Raw genomic sequence first — 22252 nt, 5'->3', positions numbered from 1 at the left:
GCTGGCAATGGGTGGACGGAACGGTCGCGTCAACCTTGGCCAGCCGTTATTGTCTATTCCTGGATTTGTCTTCCTGAAGCGCTCACGCCTCGCCTGGCGTCTCGCCGGGCGCCATGGGTGATACTGGCGTCTCAGTTGCTACACGGTTCGCAGCAATTATTCATCTTCTGGATAATTGCGCGCCCAAGCTCGTAGTTCGGGGCTGCCTACATTTGGCGAGTCGCACTCTCGCAGATACTTGCGCAACGCCTTCTTGTCGATCAAAACATGCACCTTGCAGCCTGTTTTCTTTTCCCACGCAAGATCCTCTTGCGTAGACTGAGCCGCCAGCGCTTCGTATTCGGCTGGATCGCATGTCGCCAAGCGCCACTGCCAATTTATCTTCGCCGAGGATTGTTGGCTGACCAATGCCTCATGTTCGGTTTGGGCCGGTGGTCGGTCAGAAAATAGCTCGCCGATCTCAGGCCGGACCCGCGAAACCGCAAACGCCCATTGCGCTCCGGAAGATCTTTCAGAAATTCGCTTGGTGGTTTGATCATGCGTAATCCTGCCAGAAGGCGACGCAGCTAGGCGCTCACCAAGCTTACATATGACGCCATCTAGCCGATATCCAAGATATTCACCTTTGATAGCCGATACCCAGTTGTGAGATTCCAAATATCTTCGCGCATCACGGCGGGCATCCCGGAATTCCACGCTGCCACGCCGATGACCTGGCGGCAGAGGCTTCACGCTATTCAGATCAGGGCTGGCATCATCCACGCTTGTTGTCACGGCTTTGACCCTCTGTCACCTCTGCTCCAGCTGCCCCAAATCATCGCCTGGACCAAGGCCTTGGCCATGCTGGTGCGCCATGCGGCTTTCGCCGCTTGCCGGGCAAGCGTGTTGCCTATCCTGGCGATCAGGTCGGACCCGCTCTGCCGGACCGCCTCGAAGTTCGCGGTGTCGTTCGGGTCGCTGTTTGCGATGGTGGACATGGTGTCGACCTGGTCCACTCGGCCAACTCATAATCATCGCGCTGCACTTTCTGCCGCAGCGCCATACGCCAAGTGTCGACACATCACTCTTGAAGCAGAGGCAGAACCTTTTCATCCAGGAATTTGAGCCGGCTCGCCAGCGTCTCGGCGTTGGCGGGATTGGCATCGACATTGACAGGGATCAATTTCGCTACGGATTTTCCTTGCCGCGCAGCTTCAACCCAATCTTCCATTGCACCGATGTAACCGTCCAGCACCTCATACGGTGTCTGGACGTCATCGCCGGGCATATAGGCCGGAGGCACATCGCCCACGATCACCCATATCCATTGAGGCACATCTGGTCTGCTAGGTAAGATCTCGAAGAGAAAAATGTATACTATACCTTCGGCACCATACCCAAGATACTCGGATTTAATATTTTTCCCCCAGTTATAAGACTGGAGGTATTGACGGGCTTCCAGAAGAGCCGCGTCAATGTCATCCCCCGATTCAGGATCGTCGGCAGCCAGCGGCAAACGACTGACTTTACTGAGGTCTGGCGTAACTGCGTTCACGATGTTTCTCCAATACTGGCTTTTTCTGGCGACACCGTCTCTCCTAGCCCAGCGCTGAAAATACCCAGCTTCCTTGTGATGCCGTCCGAAATTACTTTCGAAGTAACGGAAGAACGTTGTCATTCAGGAATCTGAGGCGTCCACCCAGCATTTTGGCGTACTCAGGAGTAGCCGGGACATTGACAGGGATAATATTATCGACGGGCTTCCCCTCCCTGACGGCTTCGACCCATTCTTCCATAGCACCAATATAGCCATCTAACGCAAGATAAGGCGTCTTTCCATAATCGCAGTCTATATAGGCCGAAGGCAAATCACCAACAATTACCCATACCCAATATGGCACGTCCGGCTTGGCTGGCATAAAATTAAAGAGAAATATGTAAATGACGCCGTCGAGGCGATATCCGAGATATTCTCCATGAATAGCTGAAACCCAGCTATGAGACTCCAGATACGTACGGGCCCGACGCCGGGCATCCTTGAATTCTACACTGCCTCGTAGATTGCCAGGTGCCAACAGCCTAACCTTACTCAGATCAGGGCTGGCGTCTTCGACATCTTTTATCACGGCTTTGGTTTCCTTCCACCCTTGCCCAAGGCGCCCCACCTCTTGTAATCGCCCCGTTCCATGTGATGTTTAACGTGATCGGCTTGACTGAGAGCTCCAAGTTCCACACATCATCTGTCCCGCCTTCAGATCGAGGACGCTTGTGATGAACGTGCATGTTGCGGCCCGTGTCAGGGTCTATAGGCCAATCGAGATTGTATTCCACTTCCCATTTCTTACGAAGAGACCTAGAGCGGCCTCCGAGCCAGCCTGGCAACTCGTCGTGAATTGCCGTTGACTTTTCCTTGAAGAATTGGCTGCCGGCCCCCCATAGCGCGCCGGAAGCCATACCGCTGCCGATCGGCTCATCACGACCGGTCGCTTCGACGCCGCCATAAGCCGCACCCTCGACGCCCATAAGGCCTGCGCGAGCGAGAATGCCCGACAAGCCCTCCATCGTAGCTGTGCCAAACCGGCCGGTAAGTGTGATGCCCGCATTTCCAAGGCCGCTGCCACTCAGATATGCGCCAAGCATCTCCGCAGCGGTCCCGGCGGAGCCAGCTCGATCTCTCGCATCCTGTGTCCCACCACGTTCAGCGGCGAGTTCGTCTTCGTAGCTGTTGCCCGAGACCAGCGAATTCATGGTGGCGGCGAACTTGTCGGCGTACCCAAATGTCGCGCCGTCCGCTATGAGACGGACTGTGTCATTGAGCGCTACGAGCGCCTTTAGACCCACAGGCAGGGCGTCGAAGGCTGTTAAATTTCGGCTGACACGTTCCTCTGCAGATACGGGAACTGCGTTGTTCGCAATGCTCCGCGCAATCCGAGACTGGTTCTCGTTGCCCAGTTGCAGCGCCATGGCTGCCAGAACACCGGGATCAGATGTGCCTGCGAACAGATCGCCCAGCACCGCATCCCGCTCGCGTTGCGGCATGCTCTCATTGACCTGCCACTGAGAATTTCCTCCATCTGAGATTAGCGTCCGGCCCTTGATCGAAGGACGGACTGATGAAGAGAAAGCGGTTCACGGAAGAGCAGATCATTGCGGTTCTGCGCGAGCACGAGGCGGGAGCGAAGGCGGGCGATTTGGCTCGCAAGCACGGGGTCTCGGAGGCGACGCTGTATAATTGGAAGGCGAAGTATGGCGGGATGGACGTGTCCGACGCCAAGCGGCTGAAGGCGCTGGAAGACGAGAACGCCAAGCTGAAGAAGCTGCTCGCCGATCAGATGCTGGAAGCCTCGGCGCTGCGCGAGCTTCTGTCAAAAAAATGGTAGGGCCCGCCGTTAAGCGCGAAGCCGTCGCGCATCTGCAGGCCGTCATGGGCTTGTCGCAGCGTCGGGCCTGTTCCTTCGTCGGCGCCGATCGCAAGATGATCCGCTACCAGTCCCGGCGTCCGCCCGAGACGGAGCTGCGTGGCAGGTTGCGCGACCTCGCCAACGAGCGCCGACGCTTTGGCTACAGGCGGCTGTTCATCCTGCTCAGGCGCGAGGGCGAGGCATCTGGGGTCAACCGCATCTATCGTCTCTACCGCGAGGAAGGCCTGACGGTGCGCAAGCGCCGGGCAAGGCGGCGAGCGGTCGGCACGCGGGCGCCGATCCTGGTCGAGGCAAAGCCGAACGCGCGCTGGTCGTTGGATTTCGTGCATGACCAGTTCGCCTGCGGCCGGAGGTTCCGCGTGCTCAACATCGTCGACGACGTGACGCGCGAATGCCTGGCCGCGATCCCGGACACCTCGATCTCCGGCCGTCGGGTTGCCCGTGAACTGACGGAACTGATCACCCACCGCGGCAAGCCGGGCATGATCGTCTCCGACCACGGCACCGAGTTTACCTCGAACGCCATCCTCGCCTGGTCGAAGGATTGCAGGATCGAATGGCACTACATCGCGCCGGGCAAGCCGATGCAAAACGGTTACGTCGAGAGTTTCAACGGCCGGATGCGCGACGAGCTGTTGAACGAGAGCCTGTTCTTCGGTCTCGACCACGCACGAAGCGCCATCGCCGAATGGAGGGAGGACTTCAACACCGCCAGGCCACATTCCTCGCTCGGCTACCAGACCCCGGCAGCCTATGCCGAGGTCATCATCGCAACCGGCTCCGACGCTGTGCTGATGGAAGGCTCCGCGCCTCCGCCGGTTGCTCAACCCGCGCCACAAGGCGTAACAAAAACGCTCGAGGCTCTAATCGCAGCTGGATGACAGTTCAGTGGCAGGTCATCATCATTCAAGGTGTCGACTAGGTTTTTAACGACCGGCGGGAATTACGGTGACAGTGCACTATTTTCCATTTCTCGGTCCGGTGGCTCTCTCCAGCCACATGGGATGCGGCCTATAAAAGTGCACTGTCACCGTAATTCCCCACAACCAAATTGCCACTAAAATATGCAATATACAACCATAAGAGGCATTCTTGCGATCATTCATTGTCTCCGTAGCAGTGGTGCTCGCATTGCCATTTGGTACGGCTCAGGCCGACGACCTGGATGAGACCGACACTCTGTGGCAAAGCTGCCCGAAGGGCGTACTCTTCAAGGAACTCGAGCGGGGATTCTCCTGACCGTTATCCGACAAGGTTCCCTGCTGATATCCTTCCCCACAAACGGGGCAAGTGCACGTGCCGCAATCGAGCGTATTATCTTTTGAGTTCCGGCAAGATTTTCTCATCGAGGAATTTGAGCCGGCTCGCCAGCATCTCAGCGTTGGCGGGATTCGCATCGACATTGACCGGTATCAACTTCGCCACCGACTTTCCCGTGCGTGCCCCTCAACCCAGTCTTCCAGCGCACCGATATAACCATCCAGCGCCTCAAAAGGCGTCTTTCCATCATCAGCTGGCAGGTACGTCGGCGGCACATCCCCGACGATCACCCAAGTCCATGGATTCACGTCCGGTCGACTGGTCTCTATCTCGAAAAGGAAAATATAGATTATCCCTTCCGCGGCGTAACCAAGATATTCGTCCTTAATGGCCGATACCCAAGTGTAGAATTCGATGTATTGGCGGGCTTCGATGCGAGCAGAATCAAGCTCGTCGTCGCCGGTGCCGATATTGGCCGGAGGCAGGCGTGTGACGCTGCTCAGGTCGGGTTTGGCATTGTTTTCCATGACCAACTCCCTTGCCACCTTTGTATAGCCCAGCGTGAATGGTCTCCCGAATTACGGTGACAGTGCACTATTTTCCATTTCTCGATCCGGTGATTCGCTCCAGCGATCTGGGTGCGACTGACAAAAATGCACTGTCACCGTAATTCGCGTAATTCGTGGCGTCGCCGCGACAACAAACGCGCGATCCTGTTACTGCTCGTAGGGTTCGACCACAGCAAACGGTATTCCCAATGATTCCAGCAAATCAAGAACGCGTTTCGAGATGACGAGGCGGAAAGGCGTTGCGATCCCGAAGTCGTCACGGCCAGCCTTCCCATTTACCTTCAGCCAGACGAAAGGCGGTAGCTGCAGCCCGGGTTGATCCTCTTCACACTCTTCAGAGGTAGTCACCTCGGCCTCGGCGAACGACGCCCCCGAAAAGCCCATCTTCTGCAGTGCGCGCTGGGTTTCCTCAGTGACGAGGAAACAGGGGAATGTCGCAACGATCACATCACCGAACCAGCCCTCTACCACATAGTGAAGCCTGGTCACGATTGGCGGGTGGACGGTCGAGTCTAGAACGGTGTTTTCGCCTATCCCGCCCGCGACGTTCGGTCTTATTTTAAAGTATTGCATCACTCACCTATCGGGGGATTGAACAGATGCCCATATTTCTTATCGATATAAGTCACGTAGTCCAGCACTTGCTGACGGGTTGCCTGGGGGTGCGCCTCGTAAAATTGATCCCACTCGAATCGAAAAATGGTCTTGTGCAAAAGGCTATCTAGTTCTTTTGGTATGCCTCTTAGATTTGGAAGAGAGTGCATCTCGTCTTCCGCAAAGAGGTTTTTATACCTTGTCCATGCCTGTCGCTCTGCAGCGTGGTGGACGACAATATCTCCCGTCAGATTGGGGTTCGCGTCAAGAAATGTCTTTCTGTAGTTGTTCGAAAATGCTCTTCCAAGCGATGCTCCGGGATATTTTACTTTAGATGGGTCCCTGGCGATCGCCTTTATTATCTCAAGAAGTTCGGCCTTGTCAGGCTTGGCGCCTGTGCTCAAGCGGTAGGCGGCCTCTTTTGCTGCATTTATTGCACGAGACTCCGCCTCGACAGCCTGGTGAGCCACCGCCTTCTCGGCGGCGAGGTCCGATACTGTGCGCGAGCCACGATCAGCAAATTCCTCTATCGGCCTAGCAAGCTTGCCCGTCCCGCCGCGGACAATGGCCAGTCCTTTTGCAACAGCCTCTCCAGCTGCCTCTAATGCTAAGCGCCCTTCAGCAGCCGCCCCCGAGCCGGGGGTAGCCGGCAGTTGTTCAAGGAAGCCCCAAGGCGAATCGCGCAGATCCTGGAGACCCAGCCCGATGTCGTGCGGGATGCGGCCTAGAGCCTCAAAACCCTCACTCAGATAGTCGCCGAAGTCGTCCGCAGCTTGTTGGAATGCAGACCGGGCTTCGGCAGGCGGCGCTGATGGAGGCCGTTCTGTTGCGGTAGTAACGATCGGGTCGACTTGAGCCGGCCCAGAAAGGCCAGCTTGATCCAATTGCTGAGACAGGGCATCGCGAACAGCCGGATCGCGCGTTGCTGCCAGTAGGGCATCCAGCATGGCCCCTTTTTCAGCCTGCGGCACATCTTTGTTTCTAAGTGTGTCGACTAGGCTTTGAACAACCGCCCTTGGCAGGGGTTGGGGATTTTCAACGCCCAGTTGCCTTTGGGCCGCAACCGAGACGGCGATAGCCCATTTGTACGCCTCCGGATCGCCATTCTCCGGCCTGCTGCCCAGATTTGTTGCCGCCTTCCACGCAGCGTCAACATTGGGGAATACTTCTCGAACATAGCCGGCAGGGTCCGCCCGCCTAATGCCTAGTGTCTTGAGAGCAGCCGCAGCGGTAACCCGATAGCGCGTCTGCTCCTCCTCGGAACTGCCAGGCCCAGGCTCGGCATCGCGCAGCGCTGCGTGGATCGCCTGGTTGGGCATGGTCCGCATGCCGAAGGCTTGACGGCCGACATCCATCTTCAAGCTGAAGCTGTGGTACTGCTTGCCGCCCTCCTTGGCGCCATAAACGGCTGCGAAGTCGGCGGGGTCGGGTATCTTGCCGGAGTAACTGCCGGTCTTGGCGATTGCGTCCGGGGCATTCTGCGAAACGAGAGCGATGTTGGTGCGCGCCTCGATCAGTTGCGCCGTATTTGCGGCGTGTGCCTGGTCGATCAGCCGAGGAACGTCATCTGGAGACAGGTCGACGAGATAATCGGTTGTCAGCTTGATCGCCAAGGGATCCGGCGTCGGAGCGCTATTCCCGAACGCCTGCACCACACGCTGATCAGGCGTCCGTTTGCCGACGCGGTCGCCCGTCCCAGAACTGCCTGCCGCTTGCAAGCCATCGCCCGTAGCCCTGCCGTCGGAGGCGGGCGCCCCAACACCAAATATCTCCAGCGCGCGCTTCGGGTCCCTGGCAATCAGCGCTTCGAACCGCGCCCTGGTGGCAGTGCCGAACCAGTCCTTCACCTTCTGCTGCCTGATCACCGGATCGAGACCCATCTTGTCGATCAGGTCGAGCCCTTGCTGGCGGGCCGCTTCGAAGGTGACATGATCGTCGGGGTTGGCGTTGCCGATGGCGATGGCGCTGGTCTTGAGCGCGGTGTCGACCTCTGCCTGCTCGTAATCCTTGCGCCGCGCTTTCTGCCGCTGCGCCATGCGCCGCGCGCCAACCGCACGCATCGCCTCCTTCTGCCCGGCGAAAGCGGCGCGCTGGCTCTCGGGCATGCCAGGCAAGGCAGCGGCAAACAGCTTGTCGAACAGGCCGGTCTTGACCACTCGGCCGTCGTACGGATTGACCTGGCCATACATGGCGTCATGCAGGCCGGCACCGTCAGCCGGCGCGTTCGCCGCCACCTGGTCTTCGGCCTGCGCGATCTGGCCGTTGAAGCGGCGGCGCGCCAGCTCGGCGTCGAACGCCTCCTGCTGGTCCTTCATCTGCCGATAGCGCTCGGCGACTGCGGAAAGCTCATCGCCAAAACCCTGCATGGCGCCGCCGATCGACGATCCCTGCGGGTATTGCGGCGCACTGCCGGTATCGAGCCGGCGCTGGCCAATGGAGAGGGGGATGATGTGGACCATTTCAGTAGAGGCCCGAATAGCCGCCGGCTATGGCCGCGCTCGCCCGAGGCGAAAATGCCGAACCGCCTAGACTCACCGCCTTGGTCGGGTCGTAGATTTTGGAGAGGCCGCCAACGAGCGCGCTGCCGGCGCTGAAGATCGAGGCCGTTGCCGCCTGCTTGCCGGAGAAGCGCGAGATGGCGGCCTGGTCGTTGAGGTTGTTCTGGCGCAGCTGCGAGCTGTACTGGATCCCCTTGAGGTCGATCTGGCCCTGCCTGGCATTGGCCGCCAGCACCTCGGTTGGCGAGCCTGACATGCCGACGCCGGAGGCACCGGCCTGCGCGCGCGCCTGAGCCTGCAGCAAGTCCTGCTTGTGGCGCTCCTGGCTCTGTTCGAAGGCGGAACTTTGCGCCTCCGCTTGCGCCTGCTGCTCATAGGCCCTGGCCTGATAGTCGGCCATCTGCTTCTGCTGCTGGCCTTCCATCAGCGCGCCGCCGACCGAAAGAACCGTACCGAGAAGGGCAAGTGTGCACATGGTTCAGCCTCGTTCGTTCAGAGAGGGAGTTGCGGGAATGAATTTGCTTTTGACGCCGTCCACGGGCGCGCCGAGCGGCGGGCGCGGGTCGAGCGCGCCACCGGGGCTGAGGAAGGACAAGAGCAGCCTGTCGGCCTGCAGCGCGGGCCGGCTGAGCCGGGCGGGTGCCGCCGCTCGCGCGCCGGCCATGGCGGCGCGGCGCGTGGTGGTCAGGTTCACCTTCAGATCGCGGACGCCAGCGGCATCGAACAGGCTGTTGGCGGTGGTGATGGCGCGGGCGAGCGCATCAGCCTCGAAGAGTTCCTGGCGCAACTGCTCGACCAGCCGGTGCACGCCGCGCCAGCGTTCGCCAAGCAGGGTTGCCCTGGCCTTGATCTCCTCGCCAAGTGCCGCGATGTCGGCGCGGGCTTCGCAAAGCGCCGCCTCCGCGCGGCGCTTGCCGGCGGCGTCGATGGCTTTTTCGAGAAGCGCGACCTGGTCGTTGCAGTCGTCGAGTGCCGCGCGCGCGGCGGCCAGGTCGCCATCGCCGAAGACCGCGCGGTCCTCTGCCTCGGCCAGTTCGCTCTTGCGGGTGATCGCGTCGTTGAGGTCGGTGTCGAGCAAGGCGATGACGGCAGCGAATTCTGCAGCCGTCCTCGCCCTGCCGAGTTGTTCGGCATGGGGGGATGTCATTGGGATGTCCTTTTTGGAGTGTGGGCCGGCGAAGCGGGTATCTCCCCCCTCGAGGGGGGAGATCGGCAGCTTCGACGGCTCTACCTACGGCTCGGCGTCGAACACCGGCGTGAACGCGCGGATCGTGCAGGGCGTCGGGTTGACGTGGCGGATCCGCACCCGGCCTTGCCCTTCCCAGCTGTCGTCGATCGGCACTTCGACATTGCCGGTGAACAGCGTCGCCTTGCCGTCGGGTGCGACGATCGAAGGCATGCGCACCGGTTCCCAGCGGCCGCGCATGAGAGACTGCACCTCGAGCCCGGTGGTGTCGGTCTCGAGCAGCGACAGGATCGCTTTCGCCACCTTCTTGCGGCGGCCGATGACGGAGCCGTCGCGGCCGCCGACATCGAGCTCCAGCGTATCGGCGCCCGCCGCATAAGGCAGGCCGAGTTGCCATTTGGCGGCGGTCGAGCCGCCCGGCAGCGTCACCGTGCCGCCGCCGCTGACTGTGAGGCCGCGATAGACCTTGCCGTCGGCCAGCACATCGACGGACAGGCCGGCGAGATGCACGGCACCGCCCACCGTGGCCACCGCGGCGCCGATATAGGTCAGGCCGCAATCGACCTCGAAGGCATCAGTGATGGCGCCATATTCGAACGGCGCGGTCTTGATCTCGATATAGCGTCTCGTCACGCCGCCGATCGTGCGCTTGACGACCAACCAGAGGTCGTCATTGCCGTCCTGGCCAGGCGTCACCGCGGCACTCTCGACAATTGCCCAGCCGGCCCCGCTGAAAGTGCCGCCCAGGCGATGCCGGTGCATGCCGCGCACTTCCTGGCTCGGCTGATGCGTGTAGCCGCCGAGCTCGCCATTATCGAGCGGGAACCACAGCAGCGGGTCGGGATCGGTCTGGAAGGCCAGCTCGACCACGCCTTGCTTGGGAATATGCTCTGAAATCTGGCCGACATCGTCCGAGGTGAAACGGCTCTGCGCGGTCTGCGTCAGCTCGGCGATCGACCTGCGCGAGCGGGTGACATAGAGGAACGACTGGCCGGCATCGACCGGGCGGATGCGGGCGCAGCCGAAGGTGCGCGAGCGCCGGTTCTTGAACGAGGACGGCGTCAGCGCCTCGTCGATGCCCGAGCCCGACAGGGCGCGTACGCCGCCCAAGGTGCCGATCAGCAGCGCGCCGTCCGAATCGGCGATCCAGACGATGTCGTTGGCCTGGCCGCCGCCGGCCTGGATGAACTCCAGCGCGTCGTCATCCTTCTCGCCCAGCGCGAAATTGTCGAAATCGCCGGTGGCCGAGGCATAGACGGAGAACTTCCGGCTGAAGGCCAGGCGCTCCTCATAGAGCGAGCCGCTCTCGACATATTTGCCGGGAACCAGCGTGCCGAGCCGCCAGCGGGTGATCGGCGAGAGATCGGGCAGCACATGGCCATACATGCGGATCGTGACGACTGTCGCGCTGGCGCGCGCCGCTATGCGCGCCCACCGCCAACGCCCGTCCGAGCCGAGCAGACGAATGGCCCTGCCGACGTCCGTCGCCTGGAAGCCGGTGTCGCCGTTGATGCCGATGACCGAGGAGGCCGTGAAGTTGAACGGCGTCATCAAGTCGCCATCCTCGTTCGGGCTCCATTCGGCTAGCTGCGAGTTCGAGGCGTCAGGACCGCCGCCGCCCTCGAAGTCCAGGCGCAGATAGTTGAAGGGCGTCTTGTTGAAGAACTCGTAATAGCGGCGTTCGGCGGCGCCCCAGCCGGCCTGTGCGACCTGGGAGTCGATCGTCGTCCAGTCGGTACCGTTGTTCGAGCCTTGCACAACCCATTGCGTGGGCATGTCCTCGGCGCCTACCGGAGCGCCCGACGCCTGTATCCAATAGGCATTGCAGACCTTTTGCGCTCCGCCTGGAAGTTGATACTGGACCCACGCGGCGGTGCCCCCCGAGGGAAAGCTGATTGTGCGGCTGTTCTTGTCGAACAGCTGCCAGACATCCGACGTGCCGTTCTGACTTGAGACCGTGCCGCTCGGCGCGGTCAAGCTGGTCATCTTGGGGACGAAGGAGCCGTAGGATGCCGGGGTCAACGTCGTCGACGTATCGTTGATGTCGTCGTAGGGGCCGTCATCGATCACGTAATCGTCGAGCGACCATGCCGTGTGGGCGGTGCGTGTCAGAACCTGGAGCGGATAGTCGCGATGGCTGATCCACATCTGGTCGGCCGACTGGACATAGGCGAGCTCGAACAGGTCCGCCTCCAGATAGGGCGAGGCGACCTCCACCGTGCCGACGCGCGCGCCATAGGCGTAGACGCGGATATACTGGTCGCCGAATTCGAGCGCGTAGGCCTGGTCGGCCGAGAAGATGAACGGGATCAGCCGCGTCTTCTTGGCCGAAATCTTGACCTCGCCGGCGAAATAGGTGCCGCCGCGCTTGCGGATGCCGCCATGTGGCAGCGTGACGAAGTTCTCGCATCGGGCAAGTGCGGCCCGATAGAAATCGAGCGAGGCGCGGGCGTGCAGGCGCGGACTGATTTCGCCACGCGTGAAAACGTCCTGGACGGGATAAAGCGTGGTCATCAGCGCGAAATCCTGCTGTCGCCGCGCTGGCTGGACCAGGAGGCAGAGTAGAAGCGGCCGGCGCGCTGGAAGGCGTTGGCGTTGAGCGCCGCGTCCAGCGCCCGGTCATAGGCCGAGCGGGCAATGTCGATCATGCCCGATTTGTGGGTCAGCGGATGCGCGACCTTGATGGCAAGCGCCGCCACCAGCACCTCGGTGAACAGCGCGTCCCAATCATTGGGATCGGTGAGGTTGGCGACATAGCGGATGGCCAGCGGACCCGGCTGGTCCGAATAGATAAGACCGGCCTCCTGACGCCAGGAGATCGGCACGCCGTCCGGTTCGCCATTGTGGGTCAGAGGCAGCGGCCGCAGGCAGTCAGCGGGAAGCTCATAGGCGAAACTCAGGCCGCAATCATTGCCGCCCGTGTCCGCCCCCACCACCGTGGCACGCAGGATGGCGAACACCCAGGCGTATTTGGTCAGTTCCGCTTCGCGCGTCAGGTCGAAATGCAGGTTCAACAGCCGCGCCGCCTTGACGTCCTGATCGAGACTGTCGATCGGCGCCTCGTCGAGCACGGCGAGCGCCATGTTGGCGATATCGAGCGGGGTGATGGCCATGATGTCAAGCCTCCATTGGTTTCGGGTCGGTCAAGTCGCGACCCTTTGCGCGAAGGAATGCAGTCCAGACGAGATTGGGCGGGAGCTCTTCGCCCCCGCCCTCTCGCCTCGCTTCGGCTCAAGCCTCGGTGGTCTTCAGCGCGATAAACGTCATGTTCTTGACGCTGGTCGCCGTGCGGTCCCAGTTTGCCGCCAGCGCCAGCTCCGCATCGGTGGCGAACTCGCCGGTCGAGGAGGCATCGAGGAAGCGGGTGCCTGGCACATGCGGCACGAAATGCCGGCGGCCGACCATTTCGGTGACACCGCCGCCATGGCCCTGGCGTGGCTTGCGGTCGAACTCCAGCGGGCCGCCCTCGGTGTTGACCGGCAGCTCGTTCCACAGGATCGCCTTGTCCTTGAACATGAAGGCGGTGTAGACGCCCGCCGCCACCGGAATGTCGTCGTCGACGACGGCGCGCAGACCCATGTAGTAGGGGATCAGCGGCCCGCCCTGCTCGGACGACGGCACATAGTCGATGAGGTCGGCGAGCTTCAGCGCCTTCATCTGCTTGGAGTGCATCCAGATCGTCTTGAACTTGTCCGCGCGGTCGCCCATCAGATAGGCGGCCTCGATGATGTCGGTGTCGACGATGGAGGCGCCCGTCGTGCGCACCAGGTCGCCGCCGTCATTGGCGATGTTGTCGGCGACCACCCCCTTCAGGATGCCGAGCAAGGTCAGCTTGTTGGCGCGCTGCCAGTACTCGGTCTGCCGCTTGACGATCAGCTTCTGCGGATCATCGCCCGCCAGGATCGAGGTCAGGTCCGGCACGCCCCACGCCTGGGCGCGGACATTGCGCGCTGCAACCTCGCGGCGCGAGCCGACCTTCTTCATCTCGATGGAATCGGCCGGATCGTCATTGACCGGCTCGGACGGGTCGTTGCCGAGATCCTTCCAGCCGGGCATGTCGACGGAGCGACCGCCCATCGACAGCTTGGACGAGATCGCCGGGTCGGAAAACAGGATTCCGGCCTGGTAGATTTCGAGCGACTGCACATGTTCCTCGAACGCATATTGCGCATAGACGGACGGAACGATCGCGTCCGCGATACGGGTGTAGGCATCTGCCATTTCTATCTTCCTTCAGGTTTGGTTTGGTGGTGACCGCTCGTCAGAGCGGATTATTGGGCATCCAGAGTTCCGGGTTTTCTCCGGCCTCGCGAGCCAGCCGCCTTGCGCGGGCGGGGTCGCTTTTGACGAGGGCTGAAATGGCCGTCAGGTTGCGTTCGCCGGCGGCGTTGCGCTTGAACGGATTGCCGCCGCTCAGAAAAGCACCGCCGTCGATCGTGTCTTCCCTGAACATCGCCTCGCCAATGGCGTGGAACGCCTTGGCGATCCGCGGATCGGTCAGCGCCCCGTCAGGCAGAAGGATGCCCTTCGCCTTGTAGGCGTCGACCAGGCCGAGCTTCTTCATCGCCCGGTTGGCGACCTCGAGCTTCTGGCGAAAGCCGTCGCTGTCGGTCGGCCCCCAGTCCCGGACAAGGTCGTCATGGGTGGCCTCCACCGAGCGGGCGAGCGCGATCTCCTGAGCTTTTGCCTGCTCGGCCATGTAGCCGACGAACTTGTCGTGATAGGCCTGCGCGGTTCTTGGCGAAGCACCCGCCTCGACCGCCCAGGCCTTGGACGCCTGAGCGAGCTCGTCCGAATAGGCGAAGTTTTCCGGCAGGCCTTCCGGCCGGCGGTATTCGACCTTTTCCGACGAAGTGACCGGACGCATGGTCTCGGGCAGCCGGGCATGAAAACGCTCCCAGTCTTCCCGCGATGCGTCGGGGCCGGGAACGCGCAGGCTCTCACCCTGCTGACGCTCCAGCTCCGCATAGGATGTGAAAACCCTGTCGAGGCTTTCAGGCTTGGTCCAGCCCTTGGTTTCAGCGAGCTTGCGGTTGCCTTCGGAAAGACCGTCAAACCAACTCTTGCCGGCCGGCGGGATGGACCCGTTGTCTCCGTTGGCCGGTGGCCGTACTGGGTTGCCCGCCGGCAGCGCACGCGCCGCCACGGACCCGGAATCTGCCAGATCTGTCATGTGATGTTTTCCTTTGTTGAGATTGGAGGTCGAGGACGCCAAAGCTTGGTATCTCCCCCCTCGAGGGGGGAGATTGGCGCCTACGCGTTATCCCCCCAGTTCTCCCACAGCAGCGTCACCGTCCCCGTCACGGCAACCGTCCCGTCCGCATCGATGTCAGTGCCGGTGGCAAACCCCAGGTTGAGATAGAGATCGACCGGCGTCGCCGTCCCATCCAGCGTCGCCGCGGCGGCGATGTCGCCGGTCGAGGCAGTGGAGAGCGCGGCACCCGCGCCATCAAGCGTACGCGCGGTCGAGGCCAGCACATTGACCATGGTGCCGGCCAGCGTCGCGCTCGACGCAGCCGCCGAGCCGAGCGACCAGGTCAGCGCCGCATTGTCGTTGATGGTCGAGGCGCGGGCGGTCGGCACCGCGAACTGCAGCCTGGCCGTGCCGCCCTTGATGCGCACCTTGCCGTCGGCGAAATCGAATATCTTCTGGGCGGCATAGGCGAGCGCGTCGGTCACCGGCACCTGCATCCCGGCGAAGGTGAAGACGGTGCGATAAGTCCCGCCCTGCCCTGTGGTCACGGCCTTCAGGCCGAGTTTTGGCGGGGCAAGGCCGGCCTCGCGGGAAGCGGCACGGGCAAGGGTGCGGGGAAGTCCACGCGTCATTTCATGTCTCCATGGTTGGGTGAGGAATGGTGTGCGCCGCGCGCGGAGGCCAATTGGCTGTCTCTCCGAATGACGAAGGACTGGAGAGCGATAGCGGAGGGCCGGCTTAAGCCGGGGCGAGCCGCCAAAACTGAATCATCTTGACAAGGACTGGCGCTATCGCATTGTTCGAAAGGCCTGTTTTCGAAGCCGAGGTCTATCAACGCCCGAGAAACCATGACTCACTTCGTGAGAAAGCGCGCCGCCGTTCCGCCGCAATGCGACCGCACTTGGCTGGGCATCGGCCCGCGTGGCCTCAAAAGCAGGTTCTTCAGATGATCATCAAGAAAGCGATTTTGGCCGTCCTCATGACCGCGGCACTTGCGGGCTGCGAGACGCAAACCGAAGGCCAGCAGCGTGCCACCACGGGCGCCTTGCTCGGCGGCGCCGGCGGCGCTCTCGTCGGCCAGGCGATCGGCGGCAACACCAAGAGCACGGTCATCGGCGCCGCCAGCGGCGCCCTGCTCGGCGCCGTCGTCGGCTCGGCCACCACGCCGCAACGCCGCGGCGACCAACTCTGCCGCTACCAGGACCGCTACGGCCGCATCTATACCGCGCCCTGCGACGACCGCTACTACAACGGCAACTATTGATCCTTAGCTTCCTTTCCCCGTTCCACGGGGAGAAGGTGCCCGAAGGGCGGATGAGGGGCGGCGCCAAGGTCTGAAAAGCTGGCGCTGCCCTTATCCCCGGAGCAGTTCGCCGCTATCGTCTCCTCTCCAAGGGGGTGACGATGCGACTTCTGACAGCCTCACTGCTGGTTGCCTTTTCGGTCTCCGCACAGGCCAAGGAAGCTATCAACATTGGCCAGATCAGCGGTTTGCCTAGTCTTGCCGGGCGCCGCCGTCGACAATCGCATCAACGGGCGACCCCGATGGCGTTACGGATCTGAGGCCGATCAAAGATCGGCTGCCATCATCGAGTCTGAGAGCAGCGGCCAACGCACTCTTCAGCGTGATGCCCACACGTTCCTAATCAAAGTCGTCGCCACTCCCTCCGATACTCGAGCCGAAAGCGCAATCAACTTCGGCGCGAACTAAACTGCCTACCGGCCGTCGTAGGGCTCGACTGTTGCGGATGGAATACCAAAGTCCTCGAGTATATCTAGTACACGCCCCGATATGACCAGACGCAGATCGCGAGCAATGCCGAAATCATCATGACCTGCCTTTCCATTCACTTTCAACCATACGAACTGCGGGAGTTCTACGTTGGGTTGCAGTTCCAGAAAGTCATCTGACTTCGTGATTTCGGCATGAGCGAAGCTCGCACCCGAAAAGCCGATATTCTGCAAGGCCTGTTTGACTTCAGACACGACCAGAAAGCACGGGAAGGTGGTTATGATAACATCGCCGAACCATCCTTCCATCTGGTAGATGAGTTTGCTTACAACAGGGGGATGAACGCTTGTGTCCATGATGGTGCCACGACCTATTCCACCTGCGACATCGGGGTTTATGTAAAAATATTCCATCACTCACCTATCGGTGGATCAAAAAGATGACCATACTTTCTATCAATTTCAGTTATTTTTTCAAAAATTTCTCGACGCGTCGCACTTGCATGCTTCCTGAAGAAATCGTCCCATTCTGCCCTAATAACTTTTTTGTGTAAATTTACATCAATTGTCTTGTGTATCCCCCGTAAATTCTCGATTGAATTTAATTCTTCCTCAGAAAACAAACCTGGATATCGATCTAAGATCTGCCGCTCGCCTCCATGGTGAACCACATAGTCGCTGGGTTTCAGATTAGGATTTCGACCGAAGAATATTGCACGATAGTCTTTTGAGGGCTCCCACCCTACTGTTGCCCCATCATATTTGACTCGTGCCTGATCCCTAGCCAGCATTGCCCCCAGCATCGCATTGTCAAGTGCTCGTTTGGATTTGGGGACCGGTTGGAACGCGAATCTAGCCAGCCCTTGCTGGTAACGGAGCGTTTCGATGTCCACACCGCCAACGAGTGCCTCTCCTTCCTCAGCTAACTCGCCGGGCCGCCTGTTGGCGATGAAGCCTTCGGCACGCTCCGCCGCGCTAGCACTCGTCGACTCAATCGCGCGCGGTATTGCGCTCTCGACAGCTCGGCCAACCCCAGGCCCCGGTATCGCCCAGCCCAATGCGTCAGTCCCCTGACGCATCATCAGCTTCTCGACATTGTTCGAAGGCTCGTAGTAGGCGTGCTTGTAATCGGGAGGGCTGATCGTTCCTCCGGACATGCCATAGGCAAACCAATCATTTACGTTGGCTACGGCAATCCCGGCATTCGCAGCGACCTTGCCAAGGGCTTTGGCGTCCTCCCGAAACACCTCGCCCGCCGAAAGGCCCGGCTCTGCTGGTAGCGCTCGGCGACAGCGGAAAGATGTTCGCCAAAACCCTGCATGGCGCCGCCGATCGGCGATCCCTGGGGATATTGCGGCGTGCTGCCGGTATCGAGCCGGCGCCGGACAATGGAGAGCGGGATGACGTGGACCATTGGCGGCTTCCTGCTCGAATGGCTCTAGACAAAGGACGCGCCGCGCCGGCGATCACGGCACGGCCGGATCGCGCGGACGCTGCTGCGTTCGCGGGGGTTGTCGGATCGATGTTTTGGAAAAATCCGGAGCAGCGCGGGCCGTCGTCGTCCGCCGCATCGCGCCACGCCGAAATAGCCAATCTCCCCCCTCGTGGGGGTTGAGGAGTGGTCCGCGAAGCGGATGGAAAGCCAATTGCTTGGCTTTCCAAATGACGAATGTCCGGCAGGACAGAGGGGGGCGCCGTAGAGCGCCTACTTCTGTTGTCGCCAAACTTTGAACATGCCCATGCCTTTGCCGCCTACGGCCAAGCTTGAGCGACTGCTCGTCAGTTGATCGCCGTGCGACGGTCGCGGCAAAGTCGGTGGGACAGCGCCCCCCTCTGCCCTGCCGGGCATCTCCCCCACAAGGGGGAGATTGGCGGCTTCACCGCCTCGCTCCTACCCCTCCGCCCGCGCCGCCTTTTCCAGCGCCGCCAGCTGCGTCTCGTCGAGCGTCAGAAATCCCATAATGTGCTGCACCACTTCGGCGCGCGCATTGCTGAGCGCGCTGTGCAGTTCGAAGCCTTCGGGCGTCCGGGTCCGCGCCATCCATTCGCCATAGGACGGCCGCCTGTAGTAGCCGACGGTCGCCGCGAGGTCGGCCAGCACCATCTCGCCATCCTCGCCGGAGAACACGCGCAGATAGGCCTTGGTCAGCGCGTCTCGCGCTTTGGCCGGCCCGCCGGCCTGGCCGGCGCGGGCGAAGCGTTTGCCGCTCATGCGCCGCCTCCCGCCGGCGCCTGGCCGCCCGGTGTGCCTTGGCCGGCGCCCTGCCCGCCACCCGCGCCCTGCAGCATGCCTTGCAGGCCGTCGAGCAGGCCGCTGTCGCGCGCCTGCACCGCCGCCGGCACCGCATCCTTGGCCGCCTTGCCGGCGCTGGCGATCGCCGCCATGCCGGCCTGCGCTTGCTGGGCCTTGGCACGCGCATCGCGCATGCCGTCGACCTCTTCCTTGCGGCGAAAAATGCGCTGCGGGCTGCGGCCGGCGCTCTGCACGATCTTGATCGCCTCGTCGCTGTCGATATTGTCCATGACGCCCGGATCGAACTGCGCCATCTGCATGGCGGTCGTCACCACCTGGATGGTGTCGCGCGCCTCGGCCGAGCGCCTGAGCACGTCGAGCGGACCGGTGAAGGTCGGCCGCACCGTCTTGCCGGCCAGGCTTTCCGGGGGCACGAAGCGGCTGTCTTCGTCGTAAAGCCCCTTGTCGACGAGAATGCCGAGCTCGCGGTCGAGATTGGTGGCGAAGCCCGCCTGGATGATCGAGCCGGAAGGCCCGAGCAGCGCGCCCTTCTCTTCCTGCCGGATCAGCGCTTCGGTCGCCGTCATCTGCGGGTTCTGCACCAGCGTCTGGAACAGGTTGACGAACATCATGTCGCGGATCTCGTCGGCGCGGCTCTGCGCGTAGTTGAAGGCATAGGTCGGGTTCTGCCCGGTGGTGATGGGCACGATCAGCGGCCGGCCATTGTCGTCGATCAGCCCGGGATAATTCTCGCCGGGATTGAGCACCGGCACATAGTCGAGCCTGGCCTTCGAAGCGGTGGCCGGATCGGTGATCTGCTGCAACGCGCGGAGCCCAGAGCGGCGCACCGCGTTCTCCTCGCGCACCGTGGTCAGCGCCTCGATGGCGGGCGAGATGCCATAGGGGTCGCCTTCGTAGCGGCGCCAGTTGAAGGTCGACACCGGGAAGGTACGGAACCCGCTTTCCCTGACGATCTCCTCCTCATCCTCGATCACGTGGTAGGAGGCAAACGCCGTGTCGAGATACTGGTACTGATCGCCCAGCCGGTACATCCTGCGCTCGTCGCGCGGCTGGATGCACTGGACCAGCGAGATCTTTTCCTCGCATTTGACCGGATCGTCGACCAGCACCTTGATACGCGCCGGCAGTTTTTCATAGCCGAGCAGCTGCGCCGCCTGCCGCGCCGTGCGCTCGTAACGGCGATGGAAGATATCGACCTGGCCCCAACGGTTGCGGCTGAGATAGCCCTCGACCACGGGGATCGAGGCATAGTGGATCAGCGTGTTGCCGAACCCTTCCTCGGCATAGAGATAGGCCGGGCCGTAGCGCACGACATTGCGCAGGCAGGCTTGCGTGGCCGGCACGAAATTCGAATTGGCGGAGTAGCGCAGCGAGAACAGGAAATCGCGCAGCGCCTCCGCCCACTCCTTCTCCTCGTCGGTCTCCTCGTCGTTCATCGCCGCCGTCGACAGCCCGTGCCATTTTTCCGACTGCGGGATGATCAGGCTTTCCAAGCCCGCGGCGAGCCGGTTGGCGGCCGAGTTGATGGTGTTGGCGTAGACGCGGCTACCCCGCCGTTCCTGCCTCTCGGCCTGGGAGTCCGGCCCGGCGCTTCGGCGCCCGTTCCAGACATCGGGCGCGTCGGGGTCGCAGAACTCCGCCACCTGCTCCCACACGGCCTCATACTGGCTGCGCTCGCTCTCGAGCTCGGACTGACGGGACAGGATATCGCGGGCGCGGGAATCGGTCATGGGGATCTCACTGGGAAGGAAGGGATTGATGGGGCGCGCGGCGCCGAAGCTGCCGATCTCCCCACTTGTGGGGGAGATGGCCGGCAGGAGGGGGGCGCCGTAGAGCACCAACCCCTGCGTCAGGCCCGCCTGTCCTGAGGATGCCGGCGCGACTTGAGCAATGACGAGGAATACCCGCTGATGGTCTGGGCGTTCGCCAAGAGGGGGTGAAGTGAGAGCGGCGGCCAAGCTGCTGATCTCCCCCCTCGAGGGGGGAGATTACCCCCGCTTCTTCACCAGCCGTGCATGCCGGCGCCAGTACCACCAATCCAGCACGCGTTTGCGAAAGCTTCGCTTCATCGCGGTCATGGTCAAAGCCCCAGGAGCACGCGGCGCTGGCCGGTGAGGCTCGCCGGCGCGAGGTCGGTCTTGATCGTGCTGGCAGTGCCCTGGCGCTGTTCGAGCTCAGCCCGCAATGCCGCTTCGCGCGCCTGCACGTCCTTGTCCTCGGCGGTCGGCGCCGGCGGCAGCGGCTTCAGTTCCGGTGGTTTTTGAAACAGACACATGGTTCCAGCCTTCTCTTGTCCAGTCGTAGAGGAAGAAATCTTCGCCATTCCTGCCGTAGCCCGGCAGCAGGCAGCGTTGCGTGGCGCCCAGCCGGCCAAGCCAGCGCAGCGCCAGATGATTGGCGGCCAGGGCCCGGGCCTCGACCCGCCAGGCCTCGCGTGCCGCGACCTGAGGTCCAAGCACGGCATGAAAGAATTCGGTGATCCCGGGCACGCAGCGCCGCATGCGGCGCGTGCCCCAGCTCCAGGCGATCCACAGCCCGCTCCGCTGCTCGGCCGCGCCAAACCCCGCCTCCGGATTGCCGTCGAGCTCGGCGACATAGGCAAACCCCTGCAGCGCCGTCAGTGCCAGCAGCGCCGGCGACCAGTGGTCGAGCTGGCAGTCGATCTCGGCGCGGTCCTCGGGGCGCAGGTTCGCAGCGATGTAGGAGAGGTCACGCAGGGTTGCGGGGATGATACGGATCGTCATGCATGGACTTTCGTCGGTCGGAAGCGAAGCCATCGTCAGCGAAGGAAGCGCCGGCGATCGCAGCTTCGTCATTTCAGGGCGGAGCAAGGAGCAAGCGACGCAGACCCCTGCAGCTGCTCCGCAGCCCAGGCAATCCATTCCGAGACATCAAGGCGTCGCGACGATGCAGCGGCGCCGCGTTGCTTCGCGATCGTCGCGGCCGCGCCAACCATCGCACAAAAACAAAACCCGCCTCAGGGGCGGGTCGTTGGCGCAAATCAGCACCATGGACAACAATATACCATTGCTGCCCTCACGCGGTCAATGGCGTATAAGAAAAAATTCCCATCTTATGCTTGAACCGTCAATGAGCCCAACCGGAGTTCTATCATTGCGGCAGTGCACAAATTCTCGTCGCCCCACTGGAGAGGCCGGTTAGCGTTGCATCGCCACGACAACAACAGCGCGACTCCGTTACTGCTCGTAGGGTTCGACCACCGCAAACGGTATTCCTAATGATTCCAGCAAATCGAGAATGCGTTTCGAGATGACGAGGCGATAGTTTGCAGCGATCCCGAAGTCGTCGCGGCCGGCCTTCCCATTCACTTTCAACCAGACGAAAGGTGGAAGCTCCTGCCCAGGTTGATATTCATGAAACTCTTCGGATGTCGTCACTTCGGCTTCAGCGAACGTCGCACCTGAAAAGCCTATCTGCTGCAATGCACGCTGGGCTTCTTCGGTGACGAGATAACACGGGAACGTCGTAACGAGCACATCACCGGTCCAGCCCTCCACCACGTAGTGGAGTTTGGTCACAATCGGCGGATGGACACCAAAACAGT

General features: G+C 61.9%; 24 protein-coding genes and 1 pseudogene. 3 read left to right on the top strand and 22 right to left on the bottom strand.

Translation table 11 applies throughout. The features are described from left to right. Positions 1 to 156: 156 nt before the first annotated feature. The 5 genes from EB815_RS17490 to EB815_RS17470 all read right to left on the bottom strand — a co-directional run bounded on the left by EB815_RS17490 (position 157) and on the right by EB815_RS17470 (position 3018). Positions 157 to 774 carry a hypothetical protein gene (locus EB815_RS17490; protein WP_155772448.1) on the bottom strand — a complete coding sequence of 206 codons (618 nt, stop codon included), beginning with the start codon at positions 772 to 774 and terminating at the stop codon, positions 157 to 159. Beyond that, complete coding sequence (locus tag EB815_RS17485; protein WP_155772447.1) at positions 771 to 977, bottom strand: hypothetical protein; 207 nt, start codon at positions 975 to 977, stop codon at positions 771 to 773. Before EB815_RS17485 ends, EB815_RS17490 begins: the two co-directional genes overlap by 4 nt. 83 nt (positions 978 to 1060) lie before the next feature. Beyond that, positions 1061 to 1657: a hypothetical protein gene (locus EB815_RS17480; RefSeq protein ID WP_245303359.1), complete on the bottom strand. Its 597-nt coding sequence runs from the start codon at positions 1655 to 1657 to the stop codon at positions 1061 to 1063. Then, complete coding sequence (locus tag EB815_RS17475; RefSeq protein ID WP_245303358.1) at positions 1626 to 2105, bottom strand: hypothetical protein; 480 nt, start codon at positions 2103 to 2105, stop codon at positions 1626 to 1628. The genes EB815_RS17480 and EB815_RS17475 overlap by 32 nt, the downstream gene beginning before the upstream one ends. Beyond that, positions 2074 to 3018: an HNH endonuclease signature motif containing protein gene (locus EB815_RS17470; protein WP_065005337.1), complete on the bottom strand. Its 945-nt coding sequence runs from the start codon at positions 3016 to 3018 to the stop codon at positions 2074 to 2076. The genes EB815_RS17475 and EB815_RS17470 overlap by 32 nt, the downstream gene beginning before the upstream one ends. Before the next feature lie 74 nt (positions 3019 to 3092). Between EB815_RS17470 and EB815_RS33615 the strand changes: the two are divergent. Both EB815_RS33615 and EB815_RS17465 read left to right on the top strand, forming a co-directional pair. After that, positions 3093 to 3245: pseudogene (locus tag EB815_RS33615) on the top strand (transposase); the annotation flags it as partial. Then, entirely contained in the window at positions 3212 to 4282 is a 1071-nt protein-coding gene (locus tag EB815_RS17465) for an IS3 family transposase (RefSeq protein ID WP_245303357.1), read from the top strand. The pseudogene EB815_RS33615 and the gene EB815_RS17465, both read left to right, overlap by 34 nt. Before the next feature lie 531 nt (positions 4283 to 4813). Here the strand turns inward: EB815_RS17465 and EB815_RS17460 are convergent. From EB815_RS17460 to EB815_RS17415, 10 genes are all read right to left on the bottom strand, one after another. Continuing rightward, the gene (locus EB815_RS17460; RefSeq protein ID WP_081294883.1) at positions 4814 to 5188 is read right to left on the bottom strand and encodes a hypothetical protein; all 375 of its coding nucleotides are present in this window, start codon (positions 5186 to 5188) and stop codon (positions 4814 to 4816) included. 189 nt (positions 5189 to 5377) lie between these two features. Beyond that, the gene (locus tag EB815_RS17455) at positions 5378 to 5803 is read right to left on the bottom strand and encodes a hypothetical protein (protein WP_065005335.1); all 426 of its coding nucleotides are present in this window, start codon (positions 5801 to 5803) and stop codon (positions 5378 to 5380) included. Next, entirely contained in the window at positions 5803 to 8283 is a 2481-nt protein-coding gene (locus tag EB815_RS33440; protein ID WP_196772383.1) for a hypothetical protein, read from the bottom strand. Before EB815_RS33440 ends, EB815_RS17455 begins: the two co-directional genes overlap by 1 nt. A gap of 1 nt (position 8284) precedes the next feature. Next, positions 8285 to 8797, bottom strand: coding sequence for a hypothetical protein (locus EB815_RS17445; RefSeq protein ID WP_065005334.1), 513 nt, complete (start codon positions 8795 to 8797; stop codon positions 8285 to 8287). A 3-nt stretch (positions 8798 to 8800) separates the two neighbouring features. Next, on the bottom strand, positions 8801 to 9469 hold the full coding sequence (locus EB815_RS17440) for a hypothetical protein (protein WP_065005333.1): 669 nt from the start codon (positions 9467 to 9469) through the stop codon (positions 8801 to 8803). 84 nt (positions 9470 to 9553) lie between these two features. Further along, positions 9554 to 12022, bottom strand: a complete 2469-nt coding sequence (locus EB815_RS17435) for a hypothetical protein (RefSeq protein ID WP_065005332.1) — start codon at positions 12020 to 12022, stop codon at positions 9554 to 9556. Continuing rightward, on the bottom strand, positions 12022 to 12621 hold the full coding sequence (locus EB815_RS17430) for a hypothetical protein (RefSeq protein WP_065005331.1): 600 nt from the start codon (positions 12619 to 12621) through the stop codon (positions 12022 to 12024). Before EB815_RS17430 ends, EB815_RS17435 begins: the two co-directional genes overlap by 1 nt. A 118-nt stretch (positions 12622 to 12739) precedes the next feature. Further along, the gene (locus EB815_RS17425; RefSeq protein WP_065005330.1) at positions 12740 to 13729 is read right to left on the bottom strand and encodes a Coat protein; all 990 of its coding nucleotides are present in this window, start codon (positions 13727 to 13729) and stop codon (positions 12740 to 12742) included. A gap of 40 nt (positions 13730 to 13769) precedes the next feature. Beyond that, on the bottom strand, positions 13770 to 14681 hold the full coding sequence (locus EB815_RS17420; RefSeq protein ID WP_065005329.1) for a hypothetical protein: 912 nt from the start codon (positions 14679 to 14681) through the stop codon (positions 13770 to 13772). Positions 14682 to 14761: 80 nt separating this feature from the next. Then, a complete protein-coding gene (locus tag EB815_RS17415; protein ID WP_065005328.1) occupies positions 14762 to 15334 on the bottom strand; it encodes a hypothetical protein in 573 nt (190 codons plus the stop codon). Positions 15335 to 15648: 314 nt separating this feature from the next. Here EB815_RS17415 and EB815_RS17410 point away from each other — a divergent pair, with 314 nt between their 5' ends. Continuing rightward, complete coding sequence (locus tag EB815_RS17410) at positions 15649 to 15966, top strand: YMGG-like glycine zipper-containing protein (RefSeq protein WP_040980804.1); 318 nt, start codon at positions 15649 to 15651, stop codon at positions 15964 to 15966. Positions 15967 to 16418: 452 nt separating this feature from the next. Here EB815_RS17410 and EB815_RS17405 read toward each other — a convergent pair whose 3' ends face one another. From EB815_RS17405 to EB815_RS17380, 7 genes are all read right to left on the bottom strand, one after another. Next, a complete protein-coding gene (locus tag EB815_RS17405; RefSeq protein WP_065005327.1) occupies positions 16419 to 16847 on the bottom strand; it encodes a hypothetical protein in 429 nt (142 codons plus the stop codon). After that, positions 16847 to 17680: a hypothetical protein gene (locus tag EB815_RS17400; RefSeq protein ID WP_065005326.1), complete on the bottom strand. Its 834-nt coding sequence runs from the start codon at positions 17678 to 17680 to the stop codon at positions 16847 to 16849. Before EB815_RS17400 ends, EB815_RS17405 begins: the two co-directional genes overlap by 1 nt. Before the next feature lie 644 nt (positions 17681 to 18324). Then, on the bottom strand, positions 18325 to 18645 hold the full coding sequence (locus EB815_RS17395) for a hypothetical protein (protein WP_065005325.1): 321 nt from the start codon (positions 18643 to 18645) through the stop codon (positions 18325 to 18327). Beyond that, positions 18642 to 20417, bottom strand: a complete 1776-nt coding sequence (locus EB815_RS17390) for a portal protein (protein ID WP_065005380.1) — start codon at positions 20415 to 20417, stop codon at positions 18642 to 18644. Before EB815_RS17390 ends, EB815_RS17395 begins: the two co-directional genes overlap by 4 nt. A gap of 350 nt (positions 20418 to 20767) precedes the next feature. Then, a complete protein-coding gene (locus tag EB815_RS33975; RefSeq protein ID WP_280940267.1) occupies positions 20768 to 20893 on the bottom strand; it encodes a hypothetical protein in 126 nt (41 codons plus the stop codon). Then, complete coding sequence (locus EB815_RS17385; RefSeq protein ID WP_065005379.1) at positions 20862 to 21431, bottom strand: hypothetical protein; 570 nt, start codon at positions 21429 to 21431, stop codon at positions 20862 to 20864. Before EB815_RS17385 ends, EB815_RS33975 begins: the two co-directional genes overlap by 32 nt. A gap of 453 nt (positions 21432 to 21884) precedes the next feature. Next, on the bottom strand, positions 21885 to 22226 hold the full coding sequence (locus tag EB815_RS17380; RefSeq protein ID WP_245303356.1) for a hypothetical protein: 342 nt from the start codon (positions 22224 to 22226) through the stop codon (positions 21885 to 21887). Positions 22227 to 22252: the final 26 nt, after the last annotated feature.

This window comes from Mesorhizobium loti, from assembly GCF_013170705.1.
In the GTDB taxonomy this organism is placed as follows: Bacteria; Pseudomonadota; Alphaproteobacteria; order Rhizobiales; family Rhizobiaceae; genus Mesorhizobium; species Mesorhizobium loti_D.
This window is presented reverse-complemented; position numbering and strand designations above follow the sequence as displayed.